Source organism: Streptomyces sp. NPDC001903 (assembly GCF_042891345.1).
Taxonomy (GTDB): Bacteria; Actinomycetota; Actinomycetes; order Streptomycetales; family Streptomycetaceae; genus Streptomyces.
On record NZ_JBIASZ010000002.1, the window covers coordinates 556,717 to 573,041 of the forward strand.

General features: G+C 71.7%; 11 protein-coding genes. 7 read left to right on the plus strand and 4 right to left on the minus strand.

Going from position 1 to position 16,325, the window contains the following annotated elements; genetic code table 11:
* Positions 1-285: 285 nt before the first annotated feature.
* The 6 genes from ACFYZS_RS06165 to ACFYZS_RS06190 all read left to right on the plus strand — a co-directional run bounded on the left by ACFYZS_RS06165 (position 286) and on the right by ACFYZS_RS06190 (position 9,426).
* Positions 286-1,524 (plus strand): 2-isopropylmalate synthase, encoded by a 1,239-nt coding sequence (locus ACFYZS_RS06165; protein WP_389007323.1) that lies wholly within the window; start codon positions 286-288, stop codon positions 1,522-1,524.
* A complete protein-coding gene (locus tag ACFYZS_RS06170) occupies positions 1,521-2,228 on the plus strand; it encodes a Sua5/YciO/YrdC/YwlC family protein (RefSeq protein WP_389007324.1) in 708 nt (235 codons plus the stop codon). The genes ACFYZS_RS06165 and ACFYZS_RS06170 overlap by 4 nt, the downstream gene beginning before the upstream one ends.
* 156 nt (positions 2,229-2,384) lie before the next feature.
* On the plus strand, positions 2,385-3,179 hold the full coding sequence (locus ACFYZS_RS06175) for a hypothetical protein (RefSeq protein WP_389007326.1): 795 nt from the start codon (positions 2,385-2,387) through the stop codon (positions 3,177-3,179).
* Between the two features lie 276 nt (positions 3,180-3,455).
* Positions 3,456-4,631: a hypothetical protein gene (locus tag ACFYZS_RS06180; RefSeq protein ID WP_389007328.1), complete on the plus strand. Its 1,176-nt coding sequence runs from the start codon at positions 3,456-3,458 to the stop codon at positions 4,629-4,631.
* Positions 4,628-5,266, plus strand: coding sequence for a hypothetical protein (locus ACFYZS_RS06185; RefSeq protein ID WP_389007330.1), 639 nt, complete (start codon positions 4,628-4,630; stop codon positions 5,264-5,266). Before ACFYZS_RS06180 ends, ACFYZS_RS06185 begins: the two co-directional genes overlap by 4 nt.
* A 491-nt stretch (positions 5,267-5,757) precedes the next feature.
* Positions 5,758-9,426, plus strand: coding sequence for an FG-GAP-like repeat-containing protein (locus ACFYZS_RS06190; protein WP_389007332.1), 3,669 nt, complete (start codon positions 5,758-5,760; stop codon positions 9,424-9,426).
* 69 nt (positions 9,427-9,495) lie between these two features.
* On the opposite strand, the gene ACFYZS_RS06195 is transcribed toward ACFYZS_RS06190, so the two are convergent.
* The gene (locus tag ACFYZS_RS06195) at positions 9,496-10,236 is read right to left on the minus strand and encodes an SDR family oxidoreductase (protein ID WP_389007334.1); all 741 of its coding nucleotides are present in this window, start codon (positions 10,234-10,236) and stop codon (positions 9,496-9,498) included.
* Positions 10,237-10,481: 245 nt separating this feature from the next.
* Here ACFYZS_RS06195 and ACFYZS_RS06200 point away from each other — a divergent pair, with 245 nt between their 5' ends.
* Positions 10,482-12,776, plus strand: coding sequence for an ADP-ribosyltransferase domain-containing protein (locus ACFYZS_RS06200; protein ID WP_389007336.1), 2,295 nt, complete (start codon positions 10,482-10,484; stop codon positions 12,774-12,776).
* A 23-nt stretch (positions 12,777-12,799) separates the two neighbouring features.
* On the opposite strand, the gene ACFYZS_RS06205 is transcribed toward ACFYZS_RS06200, so the two are convergent.
* Genes ACFYZS_RS06205 through ACFYZS_RS06215 form a run of 3 tightly spaced genes read right to left on the minus strand, consistent with a single transcriptional unit; the run spans position 12,800 to position 16,310 of the window.
* The gene (locus ACFYZS_RS06205; RefSeq protein ID WP_389007338.1) at positions 12,800-13,825 is read right to left on the minus strand and encodes a GNAT family N-acetyltransferase; all 1,026 of its coding nucleotides are present in this window, start codon (positions 13,823-13,825) and stop codon (positions 12,800-12,802) included.
* Positions 13,822-15,075, minus strand: a complete 1,254-nt coding sequence (locus tag ACFYZS_RS06210; protein WP_389007339.1) for an MFS transporter — start codon at positions 15,073-15,075, stop codon at positions 13,822-13,824. Before ACFYZS_RS06210 ends, ACFYZS_RS06205 begins: the two co-directional genes overlap by 4 nt.
* On the minus strand, positions 15,072-16,310 hold the full coding sequence (locus tag ACFYZS_RS06215) for an acetyl-CoA carboxylase biotin carboxylase subunit family protein (protein ID WP_389007341.1): 1,239 nt from the start codon (positions 16,308-16,310) through the stop codon (positions 15,072-15,074). Before ACFYZS_RS06215 ends, ACFYZS_RS06210 begins: the two co-directional genes overlap by 4 nt.
* Positions 16,311-16,325 lie beyond the last annotated feature (15 nt).

Genomic DNA, 16,325 nt, shown 5'->3' on the forward strand with positions numbered 1-16,325 from the left:
AGCGCCCCCCCCCCCCCCCGCCCCCCCCCCCCCCCCCCCCCCCCCCCCCCCCCCCCCCCCCCCCCCCCCCCCCCCACGGCGCCGAAGGAGGTCGCCGGACGGATCCCGAAATATGACGATACTCTGACGATCGCAAGCGGTACTGCATATCCACGTGCGGGGTCAAGCGGTGCGCCGCACCTGTTCGAGCGTGCGGTTTGCCGCGACGGATCGTTCGCCTGTCGATGGCGTACGGCCAACGCGGGGCCTGTCGGCGCGCGGGCCGGCATCCGGGTGCATGGGAGCGTGGTGTTCGTGGACGTGGTGCGGGAGTCGGCCGCCTCGGGGCGGGTGGTGCTGTGGGAGGAGTCGGCCCGGGACGGCGCACAGGCGAAGACGTTGATGACGCCCGGCTTCCGGGTGGAGCTCGCACGCGCGACGGGTCGGGTCTTCGGCTCGGACGGCCCCCGGCACGTGGTGTTCGCCGCCGGCTTCCCCGCCGTGTGCGGGGAGGAGTTCGAAGCCGTACGCCGGGTCGCGGTGGAGGCGGAAGGGGCGGTGAGCGTCGCGGCGGTCTGCCGCGGCGCGTGCCGGGATCTGGAGCAGGCGGTGGCGTCCGTGCGGGGCAGCCGGCACGCGCGGGTGATGGTGGTGGTGCCGGCTTCGGAGGCCATGGCGCAGGTGATGGTCCACCGCACCGCCCCGGAGGCGCTCGCGGCCGGGGTCGACCTCGTGAAACGGGCCCGCGACCTGGACGAGCAGGTGGCGGTGGACGTGTGCCTGGCCGACGCTTCCCGTGCCGACCACACCCTGATGGCGCACTACGCGCAGGCCATGACGGGCGCCGGCGCGGGGCTGGTCGTCCTGGCGGACACGGTCGGCGCCCAACTGCCGCTCGGCTGCGCGCAGATGTTCGGCCGGGTGCGCGCGGAAGCCGGGAGCGAGGTCGTGCTCGCCTCCCACCTGCACAACGACCTCGGGCTCGGGCTGGCCAACACCTTGCAGGCGCTGGCCGCGGGGGTTCGGGTGGTGTCCTCCTCGTGGCTGGGCATCGCCGAGCGGGCCGGCATGGTCGCCACCGAGCAACTGCTGTTCCTGCTCGCCCGGCGCACGGCCGACGTGCTGGGGGCGGACGCGGCACCCTGGTGGACCTCGCCCGACCTGACGAGGCTGCCGGCCATCGCACGGATGGTGGCCGACGCGACGGGTGTCCCGCTGAGCGTCACCACGCCGATCGTCGGAACCGGGGTGGCCACCATCTCCACCGGCACGCCCTTCGTCCACCCGCGGCTCTTCCAGCCCTACGACCCCGAGGAGGTGCTGGGCATCACGCCCCGTGTGGTCCTCACGCATCTGGCCAGTGCCCGGGTCGTCACCGCGGTGGCCGCCCGCCTCGGCCGCTCCCTGGACGGCGACCAGACCCGAGCGGCCATGGCGTGGGTCAAGAGCCGCGCCTACCGCACCGGGCGGGCCGTCGTCGAGGACACGGCCTTCGCCGACTACCTCGACGGCCTCACCCGGCACGCTGCCGGCGGTGCACGATGAGCGCCGAAGCCGACACCGGCGCACCGCGGGGCGCGGTACACCTGGACGACGCCCGGCAGGCCCTGGGCAGGGGTGCGGCCGTGGTCCTGCCGAACCCCGCTCCCCTCACCCACGTGGTCACCGCCATCGCGCCGCGCACCGTGAACGAGGCCAAGGCGAGGCCACCGGGCCGGCCGGTGGCGCTGTGGGCCCACCACCCGGAAACCCTGCGCACCATCGCCGCGGTCACCGAACTCGACGCCGCCGGTACGGCTCTGGCCGCTCGGCTGCTGGCCGAAGAGCACCTCACCCTGCTGCTGCCGCTGCGCGCCGGCATCCGTCGGCCCGCATGGCTCGCTCCCGCCTGCAAGGACGGCCGGGTACTGCTCTTCGGCGCCCGCTGGCGGCCGCTGAGACCCCTTCTGGACGCGCACCCGGTGCTGTACGTCAGCAGCGCCAACCGCACCGGCCGGCCGCCCGCCGCCACCACCGCCGAAGCGCTGGCCATGTTCCCCTCCACCGTCCCCGTCCTGCGGGCACCACACCCCGACGACGAACCGGCGGGCGGTCCGGCCCGGCAGGCGACGACCACCGTGGCCGTGCACCCGGACGGCCGCCTGACGCTGCACCGCCAGGGCGCCCAGGACCGGCCCCACCCCCACCCGGACGACTACCTCGGCCACCTGCGAGCCCGGTACGCCGCACGCCCTCCGATCGTTCCGTGACCGTACGCCCCTGCGCACAACCACCGCTCCCCCGCCGGCACTTGTCGGACGGCCCGGGCCGGAGCAGAGTGATGGCTGCGCGCACGGGGGCGGCACCACACGGCTCCTGTGCGTCACGGACAGCGCACCGGATCCGAGGAACAGGAGCCCAGGGGCATGCCCATCCAGCAGACGATCGACCACCCCACCAACTGGATCATCGAGGTGGACATCAAGGACGTGAGCGCGCTCGCCCTGCACGGCGCACCCGCCGGCGAGCGGCTCGTGGTCTTCGTGTCGGAGACCCACCACAACACGCGGTACGACAGCGGCCGGCGCGACGAGCTCATCCGGCAGTTGTCCTCGCATCCCAAGGTGACCCTCGTCGTCGAACGGGACATCAGTCCCATTCCGGCGGCGCCCAACATGGTGGTGGAGAACACCCCCGGTCTCTCCTCCGGCGACTCCAAGCGCGACGACACCGTGATCACTCAGCTCGTCGACCACGTGAACCGGCTGCCACCCGGGCAGAAGGGCCGGTCGATCGTGTTCCTCTTCGGAGGCGACCATTTCGACAAGCTCCGCACCCGTCTTGACGCGGCCCTGCCCGAGCCGGTGACGCTCCGTCACTTCCGTTCCATCCGGGACCAGATGGACGCCCTGGGCCAGGCGGCTCCGCCGCCCGGCCCCACCGACCAGGCGATCGGCTGGGTCCGTACGGGTCAGTTCGCGGCGCACGAGGGCCAAGAGGCCCTGAACAGCGATCTCCTCCGCCGCGGCCTCGTTCCGGTCCCGTATCAGGTCCACGTCCACTCACCGGGCGTTTTCGCATGGGGCAAACAGGGCTTCCACCTCCACAGCTCGAACCAGTCGATCATCGACCGCCGCGCCGAGCTCGCCAACGAGGGCACCATTCCCCTCATGATCCGCGACCCGCAGGAAGTCAGGGGCAACGAAGGCCGCGTCGGCTGAGGCGCGGCACGGGGGCGCGCCGGACGGCGGAGGCGGGCCCCCGGGCGGCGGAGGCGGGGCGGCGGGACACGGAGGAGAATGGGGAACGGCTCACGGAGGGTCATGGTTCCCTTTGCCTTCCGGGCCCGTCGCTCGTTGGCCGCCGTGGTTCTGAGCGCGGTCTGCGCGTGGGGCGCGCCCGTTGCTGCTCCCGCTGCCACCCCGCCCGTCCGGCCCGCGGCAGCGCGGTCCATCACGCTCGATCCGTCCCAGGGCCCGCCGGGGAGCACGGTGGGGGTGCGCGGCTTCGGGTTCGGCAACTGCACCACGGCCGGGTTCGTGCCCGAGCCGCGCCCCGCCGAGGCCGGAGAGATCCACGTCACCTGGGAGGGCGGCGGCGACCCGAGCGTCGTGACGGCCGACGCCGGCGGTGAGTTCGAGACCGAGGTCACGGTTCCGGCCGACGCGGCCGCGGGCAGTCACGAGATCACCGCGCTCTGTACGGTCAACTCGAAGCTCAGGGCGACCGCCGACTTCGAAGTGACGGCGAACACCGGGCCGACGGATCTGGCGTTGGACCCGGCCGAGGGGCCCGTGGGGACGTCGGTCGCCGTGACCGGCTCCGGGTTCGACGGCTGCACCACGGACAGCGGCGAGGCCGGTGCGGTGACGCTGGCGTGGGACGGCAACCCGCTGCCGGATGTCGCGCCGCCGGAGACCCCGGTGGACGGCGGCGCGTTCACGGCCGAGTTCGCCGTACCGTCCGACGCGCAGCCCTCGGACCACACGGTCACCGCCACCTGCGCCGGGGACGAGCAGGTTTCCGCCGAGCAGTCGTTCACGGTGACCGCTGCGCCCGGGCCCCGGCCGGAGGTGCGGCTCGATCCCCCCTCGTTGCCCTTCGGTGGCGGGTCCGTGGCCGTATCCGGTTCGGGATTCAACTGCCCGGAGGTGGCTCTGTCCTGGGAGGGCGAACAGTGGGACACGGTGGCTCCCGCCGAGGACGGCACCTTCGACACCGGGTTCGAGGTGACGCCCGATACCGGCGAGGCCTCCTACACCGTGCGGGCCGAGTGTACGGATGACCCCGGCGCGGGCGCCGAGGCGGCGTTCGCGGTGACCGGCGGAGGTCCGGTCCCGCCCACCCCGACGCCTCCGACCCCGACCCCGACTCCGCCGACGCCGACGCCGAACCCGACCCCCGAACCCACCCCGGGCACGGTCCCCGTCGGTTTCGTCGTCGGTTCGAGTCTGCTCGGAGCGGCCCTGCTGGCCCTCGCCGGGTACGCGTTCCTCGGCCACCGCCACCACGGGCCGCGCTGGGTCCACGACCACGTCGGCTCCCGCCTGCGGCCCGCCCCCGCGGCGACGGACGTGGCCGAGCCCTCGGAGACCGGCCCGCCCACGCGCTCCGTACGGCTGGAACCGCACCCGGACCCGGGTGACCGGACGCTGAAGGAGGAGGACTCATGACCACCGCTCCCGTCGCCGACCCCCTCACCGTCCGGGACCTGCTGCTCGGCCCCGAGGAGCGGGCCCCCGACGCGCTCGCCGAGTCCCTGCGGGCCCACGGCGCGGCGACGGGCCTCCTCCCGGGCGGCCACGGGCTGACCGACGCGGCCGACCGGGCCGTGGGGCGCGAGCTGGCCACCGTCGTCAACGGCTTCCTCGACCTCGACCTCGTCTCCCTGGTGGCTTCGGGCTGGTCCAAGTACAGGGCCCTCCAGGAAGCGGCACGGCGTACGCGCCGGTCCCCCGGCAGCGAGGAGGTCGTCGCCCTGGCCACCCACACCATCCGCTCCGCGCACCACCCGTCGGTGGACCTCCTCGTGGACGGTGTCCCGGCCGCCACCGTCCCGGTGAACCTCGATGTCCTCTTCCGGATCAGCGGACTGGTCGGGGTCGTCCGCGACGGGCGGCTCGTCGCCGCCCTCAGCGGGCAGTGCGGGGTGGAGGCCAAGCTCGCGGTACGGGAGATCGTGGTCGCGTCGCGCGAAGGGCGGCTCGACATCCCGGCCGCGCTGCGCCTGCGCGAGCCGATCGACCTGCTGCCGCACCGGCCGCCGGCCCCGTCAGACCTCCCGCGTACGGGCCGCCCCGTTCAGTAGCCCGCGCCGACGGCGCCGCCCGGTTTCCGCATTCTCCACTGTTGCGGGTGCCGTGCGGTATGCATTTGGCGCCCGCACGACCGAGCCAAGGAAACGCCGATTGGACGGGTCGGCGAGTTCAGTGTCGCCCCGCACCGGCGCCGAATTGTCCCCCAGGGCCGCATCGGCCCGGAACCGAAGCGCCCGCGCCGCCGCGTTTCGTGCCTGCGCATTCAGCAACCCGCCCCATCCCATCTGCGATTTCACTCCCTCCACCAGCCCTGCGCGAGTGCCGGATTGGGGCAAGGTGGATCTTGAATATCAAACCGGACACCAGACATAAGCGTGGCATAATTGCGCCGGTTAAGGGGGGTGTGCGTGTGTCGCACAGCCACTAGGGTGACGTCAATAGTCGGAGCGTTGGAGTTTACGTGAGAATAAGAAAGGCCCGTTCCGGTAATCCGGACGGGCGGGGGGTTTCGCGTTTCATTTCGCTCGTATTGATCGGCGGAATGACGGCGGCCGGACTCGGTACGCTGGCGTCGGCGGGGACGGCGGCCGCCGCGGCCGATCCGGTCGCCGACGGCTCGATGAGCGCCGAGGACTTCGCGCTCGCCAAGGCCAAGGAGACGGGCCAGCCGTACGAGCTGGTGTCCGCGAGGACCGAGTCCTCGGACACCTGGGCGACGCCGGCCGGCAAGTGGTCGGTCAAGCGCTACGGCACTCCCGTACGGGTGCTGCGCGGCGGTGTGTGGGTGGCGACCGATCCGACGCTGCAGTTCGCGGCGGACGGGAAGGTCGTCTCGAAGGCGGCCACGGTGTCGGTGTCCTTCTCCGGTGGCGGTACGGGTCCGCTGCTGACGGGTGTGAAGGACGGGCGCACGCTGTCGCTGTCCTGGCCGAAGGCGCTGCCGAAGCCGACGCTGGCGGCGAACGTGGCGACGTACGCGAACGTGCTGCCCGACGTGGACCTCCAGGTGAAGGCCGAGGTCGAGGGCTTCTCGCAGCTGCTCGTGGTGAAGACGGCAGCGGCAGCCGCCAACCCGGAACTCGCATCGCTGAAGTTCAAGCTCGACACGGTGGGACTCAACGTGTCCACCGACGCCACCACCGGTGCGATCAGCGCGGTCAACCCGGCGGGGCAGACGGTCTTCACCAGCCCGTCCCCGCTGATGTGGGACTCCACCACGACCGCCCCGGCGGGCGGTCAGGCGGCCGGCGCTTCGAAGATGTCGAAGTCGATGTCGATGTCGGCAGCCGCCGGTACGGCGGGGGCGTCCGCCGCCCCTTCCGATGCGTTCATCCCGCCGGCGGGCGCCAAGGACGCGCAGATGCCGACGACGGTGGCCAACGGCAGCCTGGAGATCAAGCCGGACCAGGCGCTGCTGACCGGCGCGCAGACCAAGTACCCCGTCTTCATCGACCCCTCGTGGGCGTGGGGTGAGCGGCAGAACTGGACCCGCGTCTACAAGAAGTACCCGAACACCTCGTACTGGAACACCAAGGACGACGTCCGCGTCGGCTACGAGGCCGAAACCAACGGACTCTCCCGCTCCTTCTTCCAGCTCGACACGTCCAACATCAAGGGCGCACAGGTCAACAAGTCGACCCTGCGCGTGCGCAACACCTGGTCCTGGTCCTGCCAGGCGCGCCCCGTCGAGCTGTGGCACGTCGGGGCGATCTCGTCCAAGACGAACTGGTACAACCAGCCGGGCCAGATCGAAAAGATCAGCTCGGTGAACCAGTCCAAGGGCTGGAGCTCGGACTGTGCGGCCGGGAACCTGGAGTTCGATGCCACCAACCTGGCGCGCAAGGCGGCAGCGGGCGGCTGGTCCGGCGTCACCGTCGGCCTCTACGCGGCCAACGAGTCGGACACGTTCGGCTGGAAGCGCTTCGACCCCAAGACGCTGACGCTCGAGACCGAGTACAACAACCCTCCCAAGACGCCCTCGTCCCTGGGCACCAGCCCGCGCACCGCCTGCTCGGGCGGCAGCATCGGCAACACGGGCATCTCGCTGTTCGCGACGGTCGAGGACCCGGACGCCGGCAACCTGAACGCCGAGTTCGAGGTCTACAAGGCCGGCCAGAGCACCCCGATCGCCAGCCAGTCGGTCCCTGCCCTCCAGGGTCGCTTCGCGACCTGGGCCGTGCCTGACGCCGGACTGCCCAGCGGCAGCTACACCTGGCGGGTACGCGCCAAGGATCAGGAAGGCGCCTACTCGGCGTACACCTCGGACTGCAAGTTCACCGTGGACCGGGACCGGCCCAGCAAGAAGCCCGGCATCACCTCGGCCGAGTTCCCGAGCGGTGACAGCGGCTGGCCGGCGAACACCGGCAAGGCCCGTACGCCGGGCACCTTCACCTTCGACGCCAACGGCGTGGGCGATGTGGCGGAGTACATCTACTGGTCCGACACCGACCCGGAGCAGCTGTCCGCCCCGCCCGGCAAGGCCGTCAAGATCACACCGCCGAGCTACGGCCCGCACGTCCTGAACGTGCAGAGCGTGGACGCCGCGGGCAACCGCTCGGACACGGCCGTCTACAAGTACTACGCCAACCGCGGCAGCGCCGGACGTGACGCCGCGGGTGACCTCAACGGCGACGGGTTCAAGGACATCTGGTCCACGGACTCCAACGGCATTCTGTCGATGTACGCCGGTGTGGGCAACGGCTCCTTCGTGGCCGGGATCAACGGCGGCGCGACCGCGACGTTCCCGGGTCAGCAGGCCCTGACCAGCGGGGACTGGACGCGGGACGGCTACAACGACCTCGTCGCCTTCGGGTATGACGGCGTGGAGAAGAAGAACCGTCTGTGGGCCTACGCCAACAAGGGCGCCGGTGTCATCGACGAGCGGTCCCGGACGGAGCTGACCGTCACCTGCCCGGTCAAGGATCCCGAACTCGGCTGCGACTACGGCGACGACTGGAACGGCGACGACCACTGGTACAACGCCGAGCAGGTGCTCACCCCCGGGGACCTCAACGGCGACAGCCGCCCCGACGTCCTGGTCAAGCAGGGCAAGCAGCTGTGGGTCTACTACAGTGCCGGCACCATGCTGGATGCCCGCGAGCCGGTTCTGGTCGGCGAGGGCGACTGGGACAAGTACACGGTCATCGCCCCCGGCGACACGAACGGCGACGCGATTCCCGACCTGTGGCTGCGCGACAACGCCACCGGTGACATCTTCCGTACGTACGGCGCCAAGGGCACCGACGGGAACGTCGACCCCACCACCTGGGGCAACAAGGCCGGCCGTGTGTACATCGGCTACGGGGTGAAGCAGAGCGACTACCCCTCCATCGGGTCCGCCGGTGACGCCAACGGCGACGGGATCGCGGACCTGTGGGCCCGCAAGGCGGACAACACCATGATCGCGTGGCTCGGCAAGAACGTGCCGGCCGGTCAGGTGGCCTTCGAAGCCGGGGTCGTGGTCGACGGCAGCATCGCCTTCCAGCCCGGCGCCAAGCTGGCCTCGGGGCAGACGTACACCAGCCCTTCGGTCAAGCTGGTCATGCAGAGCGACGGCAACCTGGTCCTCTACCACCGCACCGGCGGAGACGGCAAGGGCGGCGCCCTGTGGGCCTCGCAGACCTACGGCAACCCCGGCGCGTACGCGGTCATGCAGACCGACGGCAACCTCGTCGTCTACAAGCAGGACGGCGGCGAGGGCAAGGGCGGCGCCCTGTGGGCCTCCCAGACGTACGGAAACCCCGGCGCCCGGCTCCAGCTCCAGGCCGACGGCAACCTGGTCCTCTACAAGAGCGGCACCAGCAGCGGCTGGCAGAACGGTCTGTGGGCCACCAACACCTGGATGCGGAGCCCCCGCCTCCAGGGCGGTGACGAGCTGACGCCCGGCGCCTGGATCCAGGGCAAGCGCAACGCCCTGCTCATGGACAGGGACGGCCGCTTGACCCTGCGCGACCTGGCCACGGGCAAGGAGCAGTGGCTCACCGACATCTGGAGCCCGGGTGCACACGCCCGCATGCAGGCCGACGGGAACTTCGTCCTGTACAACAAGGACGGCGGCGAGGGCAAGGGCGGCGCCCTGTGGGCCTCGCAGACGTACAACAACCCCGGCGCGTACCTGCAGCTCCAGGACGACGGCAATCTCGTCGTGTACCGCAAGGACGGCGACGGCACGTGGCAGACGGCCCTGTGGTCCACCAACACGTGGCGCTGACGAGGCAATAGCCCGCCTGCGCGGCTGACACCGAACGGCCCGGACCACACGGTCCGGGCCGTTCCGCCGTCAGCGCCTCGCGCCGAGCCACTCCTTGTACGAGGTGGGAGCCATGCGCGCGTCGGGGCCGCCGGTCAGGACATCGCCTTCGACGGCCGCGAACAGGCCCGCCCGCTCGTCCGTGACGACCGTACGGGGATCCTGCCGGGCCGACAGCGTGAGGCGGCCGAGCTCGTCGAGGGCGAAGACGTCCGGCCCCGCGACGTCGACCGTGCCGTTCAGCGGTGCGCCGGTGGCGGCCTCGGCGAGGGCGGCGACGACGTCGGCCGTGGCCATCGGCTGGACGGGGGTGGAGGGCAGCCGGACGGTGTGGTCGTCGGCGGTCCAGGACAGCACCGCCTCCATGAACTCGAAGAACTGGGTGGCCCGGACGATCGAATACGGGGTGGGCCCCTGCTTGAGGAGGTCTTCCTGGAGCGTCTTCGCGCGGTAGTAGTCCAGCTGCGGCACCTGGTCGACGCCGACGATGGACAGGATCACCTGGTGGCCGACGCCCGCCCGCTCCCCCGCCGCCAGCAGATTGCCCGTGGTGGCGCGGAAGAACTCCACGGACGCTTCGTCGAAGGTCGGCGAGTTCGTCACGTTGACCACCGTTCGCGCACCGGCGAGGGCCTGGTCCAGCCCCGCGCCGGTGAGCAGGTCCACACCGCTCGACAGGGATGCGGCGACCACCTCGTGTCCGGCCGCGCGCAGCCTGGAGACGAGCTGGGAACCGATCAGTCCGGTGCCGCCGATGACCGTGATCTTCATGGCCGTGCCCTTCCTTGCGTGGGACCGAGTGCGGCCCTCTGCCGACTCGAACCGGGACAACCTTGCCACCGGCACGGCACGGCCGCACGGAGGCCGAACCGGCGGTCGGCGTCAATTCGCGGCCGCCGATCGGCGCCACCCGGTCCACGCCATCGCGCAGCCGGGAGTCGGCCGGCACCTGAACTGTCAGTGGCGGCGGTTACGTTCGAGGTGTTGAACGAGCCGTTTTCCGACAGGAGTGGACGATGACCGAGAGCAGTGCTCCGCCCGCGCTCAGGGTGGTGCTGACAGACGTCAACGAGCGCGTGGTGGAGGCGTGGCGGGCCGCTTTCGCGGACACCCCCGGCATCGAGATCCGCCGGGGCTCGATCCTCGACGAGGACGTCGATGCCTGGGTCACCCCGACGAACTCCCGGGGCCGGATGGACGGTGGGGTCGACGCCGTCATCAAGCGGCACCTCGGCTCCGGCATCCAGCTGCGCGTGCAGCGGGCGATCCGCGACCGGTTCGCCGGGACCATGCCGGTGGGCAGCGCGGTCTGCGTCCCGTCGGGGGCGGCCGTTCCCCGGTTCCTGATATCGACGCCGACCATGGTGCGCTCCTCGCAGAACGTGAGCGCCACGCTGAACGTGGCCCTGGCGTGCGCGGCCGCGTTCCAGGCCGTCCACCGGCAGAACCGGAAGGCACCGGGCAGCATCCGCTCCGTGGCGCTGGTCGGGATGGGGGCGCAGACCGGTCGGGTGCCGGCGAGGCTCTGCGCCAACCTGATGTGGACCGGCCACACGCTCTTCCAGGACCACTGGTTCGAGGACGACGACGAGCTGCGCGCCACGATCCTCACGCAGCTGGACGGCATCGAGAAGCGCCCGGTCGAGGAGCGGGTGCGCATCGTGCCGCCGAAGGCCGCCGCGCCCGACTGCGAGTCCGTTCAGGCCGGTGACTCCCCCGTGACCGGCGCGGACGACGCCCTGGGCCTCGGCGAGCTGTTCAACGGCGGCGGTGAGCCGTGGCTTCCGCTCCTGAAGCCCGTCATCGAGGCGCAGCCGGACGCCGCCCGGTTCATCGGGAAGGGGCGCGGCCCCGAGGTGGTCCCGGTCCGCGAGCTGACCTTCCAGGCGCTCAAGCCCAACCCGCCGCACAAGTGGAAGGTCGTCGCCTTCGGCCAGAACCCGTATCCGCGCCCGGAGAGCGCGACCGGCATCGCCATGTTCGACAACACCTTCAACGACTGGAAGGACAGCCAGTTCGGCAGGGTCGTCAGCATCCGCTGCATCATCAAGGCGGCGGCCATGTGGAAGTACGGCATGGCCAAGAAGACTCCGATCGCCGATGTCCGCGCGCTGTTGGAGGAGCGGGAGACGGTCCAGCCGCCGGAGTGGTTCCAGGCGATGCTCACGCAGGGCGTACTGCTGCTGAACGCCTCGCTCACCGCCAGCGCGGACGGGGCGATGGGGGCCGACCGGCACACGGCGTTCTGGCGGCCCGTCGCGGAACGGATCGTCGAGGAGATCCTCAAGGCCAAGCAGGACGCCGACGAGGAGGACCGCGGGGTCGTGTTCGCCTGGTGGGGGGCGCACGCCCGCAGCCTCAAGAAGGTGGTGCTGCGGCTCCAGGAGAAGTACCCGGACGTCGAGGTCCGGCACATCGACCACGTGAATCCGGCGGCCCAGGGGGACGTCTTCTGCGAGGGCGACCACTTCGCCATGGTGAACGAGGCCCTGGCGTCGCTCGGTACCGACGGGATCGACTGGCTGCCGAGCAAGGGGTGGAACGAGGGCGCGGCCGGTGCCGGCGGTGCGGACGGGGGTGTCGCGGCCCGGATGGGCGCCTTCATCGAGTCGACCATGAACCTGCACCAGCTGTACCTGGAGCGGCTCACCAGCGTCAAGGACGAGGGCCTGGTCCTCCCGGCCATCACCGGGGTGTTCGACACCCCGCTGATGGACTTCCAGGACGCCGTCGCACCGGTCGCCGAGACGCTCTCCGGGCTCGCCGGACACATCGGCCGGTCAATGGACTTCGGCAAGCGGCGGGCCGACGAGATGTCCGGCGGCCTGACCGCCGACGCGATCTCCGCGCTGCACCTCTACACCTGCGAGTCCGCGTTCTACCGCGAGATCAACGCCGTCCTGCGCTCCCCGGACCGCACCAGGGTCACGCCCTACCTGCCGTACCTGCGGCTGCTGTTCTCGGCGGTCTCGGGGCTGCCCGCCCACACGCAGCCGCTGTGGCGCGGTGTGTCGCTCGACCTGAGGGCGCAGTACCCGGTGGGCCGGACGGTGACCTGGTGGGGCGTGTCCTCGTGCACCTCCCAGCTGAGCGTGGCCCGGTCCTTCCTGGGCAGCCGCGGCAAGCGGACCCTCTTCGAGGTGACGCCCGCCAAGGCGGTCGGGATCCGGAGGTTCTCGGCCTTCACCGGGGAGGAGGAGTACATCCTCGCGCCGGGCACGCAGCTCAAGGTGACGGACGTGAAGAGCGAGCGCGGCGGGCTGTGCACGGTCAGGCTGACGGAAGCGGACGCAGCTCCCCTGGTGTCCTGACCGCCCGACCGCCCGACCGGACGTCAGACCGCACCCGGACCGCGCGCGGCGTCGTCGACCAGGGCGTACAGGCCCGATACCTCGGCGCCGCGGCGGCGCTTGGCCTCGATGGCCGTCATGCCCGCGTGCAGGGCCCTCGTGCCGTGGGCGTAGGCGTCCTCGATGGGCAGGTAGTACATGAGGTTGAAGTACAGGTGGGGCGTCGGGTGCCGGCGGTCGAGGGCGACGGCGCGGATCCACGTCGTCGTCCCGTAGTGGTAGTAGAGGCAGAAGCCGATCAAGCGGTCTCGGTCGTAGGCGGCCACCACACGCGCTTCGCTCCCCATCGCCGCCGCCTGCCGTTTCAGCAGACCGGTCATCGCCTCGATGCCGTCCCGGTCGTGCCCGTGGTCCTGCTGATGTCCGGCGAGGAGTGCTCCGGCTTCTTCGAAACAGTCCGCGAGTGCCTGCCGGCGTACGTCGGGGGCGGCCGCGGCGAATTCCCGGCGTTCGCGGCGTACGCCGACGCGGCGGCGTGAGGGCAGGGAGGAGACGTAGTCGTCGATGCCCGTGCCGGGGAGCGGGATGAGGGCGTCGTCCTCCAGGTGGAGGGAGGGGTCCGGGTAGAGGGGGGCGAGCCGGGTGGCGGCCGGGGCGGTGAGGTAGGGCCACCAGTGCGTCGTGCCGTGGTGGTCGGCGAAGTCTCGGGCGGCGTTCCGGAGGAGGGTCAGGCAGGCGTCTCGCCGGAGGGGGCCGAGGCCGGGGGCGGTGAGCGGCGTGTTGTGGTAGCCGCGCCGCGCCCCGGCGATCACGCGGGGCCTCAGGTGCGGGGGCAGTACGCTCCCGGGCTCATAGCTGTCGTTCGGTTCGTCGCGCACCAGGTAGAGGGGGGCGGCGGCGAGCAGGGTGCCGTCGAGGTCCCGTACGAGGGCGTACGCACAGGTGGCGGTCGGGTCCTCCTCTTCACCGGCGAGCCACCGGTGGGAGAGGTAGAGGCCGGCCGGGCGGGCGAGGTGTTCCCAGTCGGCGGCGGGAACCTCGTGGACGGACTCGACGATGCTCGTGATCAACGGGGATTCCTTCGGCGGTGGCGGTTGGGGGCTTTGAGGGCGGGCGCGGCGAGCACCCCGATCAGGCAGGCGGTCGCCTCGGCACCCCAGGGCAGGACGGGCCCGGCCTCCAGCAGCAGGGTGAACAGGGCGGGAGCGGCGACCATGCCGACGGCCCACGAGAACTGGTACAGGCCCTGTGTGAAGCCCCCGGCCGCGTGCGGGGTGAGGCTCACGGACAGTTCGCTCAGCGCCGGGCCGAGAAGGATCTCCGCCACGCTGAACAGGGCGATCGCCACGATGAGGGCCGCCCAGGCGGTGGCGGCGGCGCCGGGCAGCGAGGGCAGTGCGAACGCCCCCATCCCGACGGCCATGACCAGGTATCCGGCGGCCACGGCGCGGCGGGGCGCCTTGGGCGCCACGTGCGCGGTGACGACCGTCGAACACGTGGAGACGATGACGGTGTTGACGACGAACAGCAGGCTCGCCGCCGAGGCGGGAAGCCCCAGCGCGCGGGTGGTGTAGACGGCGACGAGGACGGCGAGGGCGGCCTGCGCGAGGACGTAGGGGATGTTGACGGCCACGAGCAGGAGGTAGCGGCGGGTGTTGTCGGCCCGGGTCACGAGGGCGGTCGGCGGAGTGGCCTCCGGCTGCGGTGGTGTGGTCGCGGGCGCGGCGAAGCAGGCCGCGGCCAGGAGGTAGGTGGCGGCGTCGACCGCGATCATCCAGCGCAGCGAGCCGTTCCCGAACAGGGTCAGGGCCCCCGCCGCGGCGGCGGACCCGGCGGCGAGCCCGATGTTGCGCAGCGAGCCGGTGAACGCGAACCAGGTGCGGCGTTCGTCCGCCCGGGTGACGTGCGTGATCAGGGTGCGCTGCGCGGTGAAGTACATGTTGATGCCGGCCTGTACGAGGACGTGCACCCCGGCGATGTGCCACGGCTCGCGGGCGAGCAGGAACAGGGCGAACCCGACGGCGCAGAGCACGTTCGCCCACACGACGACGCGCTTCGGTCCGACGCGGTCCATGAGGCGTCCGGCGAGGAACGTGACGGGCAGGGCGAGGGCCTGTCCCACCGTCATCGCCGCGCCCACCTGCGCCAGGGGCAGGCCCTGGACGTCGGTGAAGTACAGCAGTCCCAGCGGCAGCAGCATGCCGTTGCCGACGGAGTCGATCAGGTTGCCGGTGATGAAGAGGCCGTGGCCGTGCAGTACGGGCAGGCCGAGGCGGTCCGCCGCGGTGCGCGGGCGGCGGGTGTCGGCGGCCGCGCTCACCGGCTCAGCAAAGAGCTGATCTTGCCCATGACATCGGCCGCGGGGAAGCCGGTCGTCTCGTGCAGCTCCGTCAGGGTCTTCACCGTCCGGTCTTCCTCGCCTTCGGCCAAGGTGATCACGACGATGTCCCCGTAGGAGTCGCCGTCGATGACCAGCTCGTGCGCGGTGACCACCCGGACGCGTCGGCGCAGTTCGGCCACCACCGCCGGCGCGATGGGCTCCCGGGCGAGGAATTCGATCGCCCAGCCGGTCCGTTGTGCGATGCCCTCGGCCACGGGGAGGCCACGGGCCATGCGGGTGAGGGAGGCGAAGGTGTTGGTGCCGGAGGCGGCGCACGAGAGGGTGGTGGCGCCGCCGATGCGCGGGTTGATCTCCAGGATCACGAACCGGCCGCCGGTGTGGATCATGTCGACGTTCACCGACCCGTGCACGCCCATGCCGGCGCAGAGGTCCATCAGGGTGCGGGCCGCTTCGGTGAACGCCGCATCCGCTTCCTCGCGGGCGCCGCACCACCGCAGGTCGGCGAAGGTGAACACCGGCTCCGCCCCGGCGCGTCCGGTCCAGCACAGGGGCAGGACCTGGTAGGAGCCGGGGCGCCCCACGATGTCCACGCTGCACAGGTCCCCTTCGACGACCTGTTCCACCACCGCCGACGCGGCTTCCGGGCCGGCTCCGAGGCAGCCGTCGAGGTACGCGTCGAGGTCGGCCGGTGTGCGCAGGGTGCGGATTCCCATGCTGGTCGAGTCCCATACGGGCTTCGACAGCAGCGGGTAGCCGATCCTTGCGGCCTGCACGCGCAGCGCGTCCCGGTAGCCGGGCACAAAGAGACCCCTCCCGGCCAGCAGATCGGAGTCGGCGCGGAACCCGTCGGGCACCGGCAGTCCGGCCCGCCTGCAGAGTTGTTTGGTCTCCCACTTGTCCACCAACGACATCGTCGCCGCGAGCGGAGTCATGACCGTGGGGATGCCCATGTCGTCCAGGAAGGCCTTGGCCGCGGCGTCACGCAGCGCGTTCTCGCACGGCAGCGAGATCGACACCGCCGCGTCCGCCCCCCAGGCGGCGACCGCCTCCGCCAGCTCCCGCGGCGTCACCGCCCGGTCCAGTCGTTCCCGGTGGCCGGGGAAGTCCTCGTCACCGGCGGCGGCGCCGGTGTGGAACAGCCCGGCCTCGATCCCGTCGGCCGTGAGAGCGCGCACGGCCTGCTGGATGTAGGGGTCGGCGCGCCGGATGTGCACCGACCGTAAGAACGC

Coding starts and splice junctions, on each gene's coding strand:
- ACFYZS_RS06175 (WP_389007326.1), top strand. CDS start 2,385: ATGCCCATCCAGCAGACGATCGACCACCCCACCAACTGGATCATCGAG.
- ACFYZS_RS06190 (WP_389007332.1), top strand. CDS start 5,758: ATGACGGCGGCCGGACTCGGTACGCTGGCGTCGGCGGGGACGGCGGCC.
- ACFYZS_RS06200 (WP_389007336.1), top strand. CDS start 10,482: ATGACCGAGAGCAGTGCTCCGCCCGCGCTCAGGGTGGTGCTGACAGAC.
- ACFYZS_RS06195 (WP_389007334.1), bottom strand. CDS start 10,236: ATGAAGATCACGGTCATCGGCGGCACCGGACTGATCGGTTCCCAGCTC.
- ACFYZS_RS06185 (WP_389007330.1), top strand. CDS start 4,628: ATGACCACCGCTCCCGTCGCCGACCCCCTCACCGTCCGGGACCTGCTG.
- ACFYZS_RS06170 (WP_389007324.1), top strand. CDS start 1,521: ATGAGCGCCGAAGCCGACACCGGCGCACCGCGGGGCGCGGTACACCTG.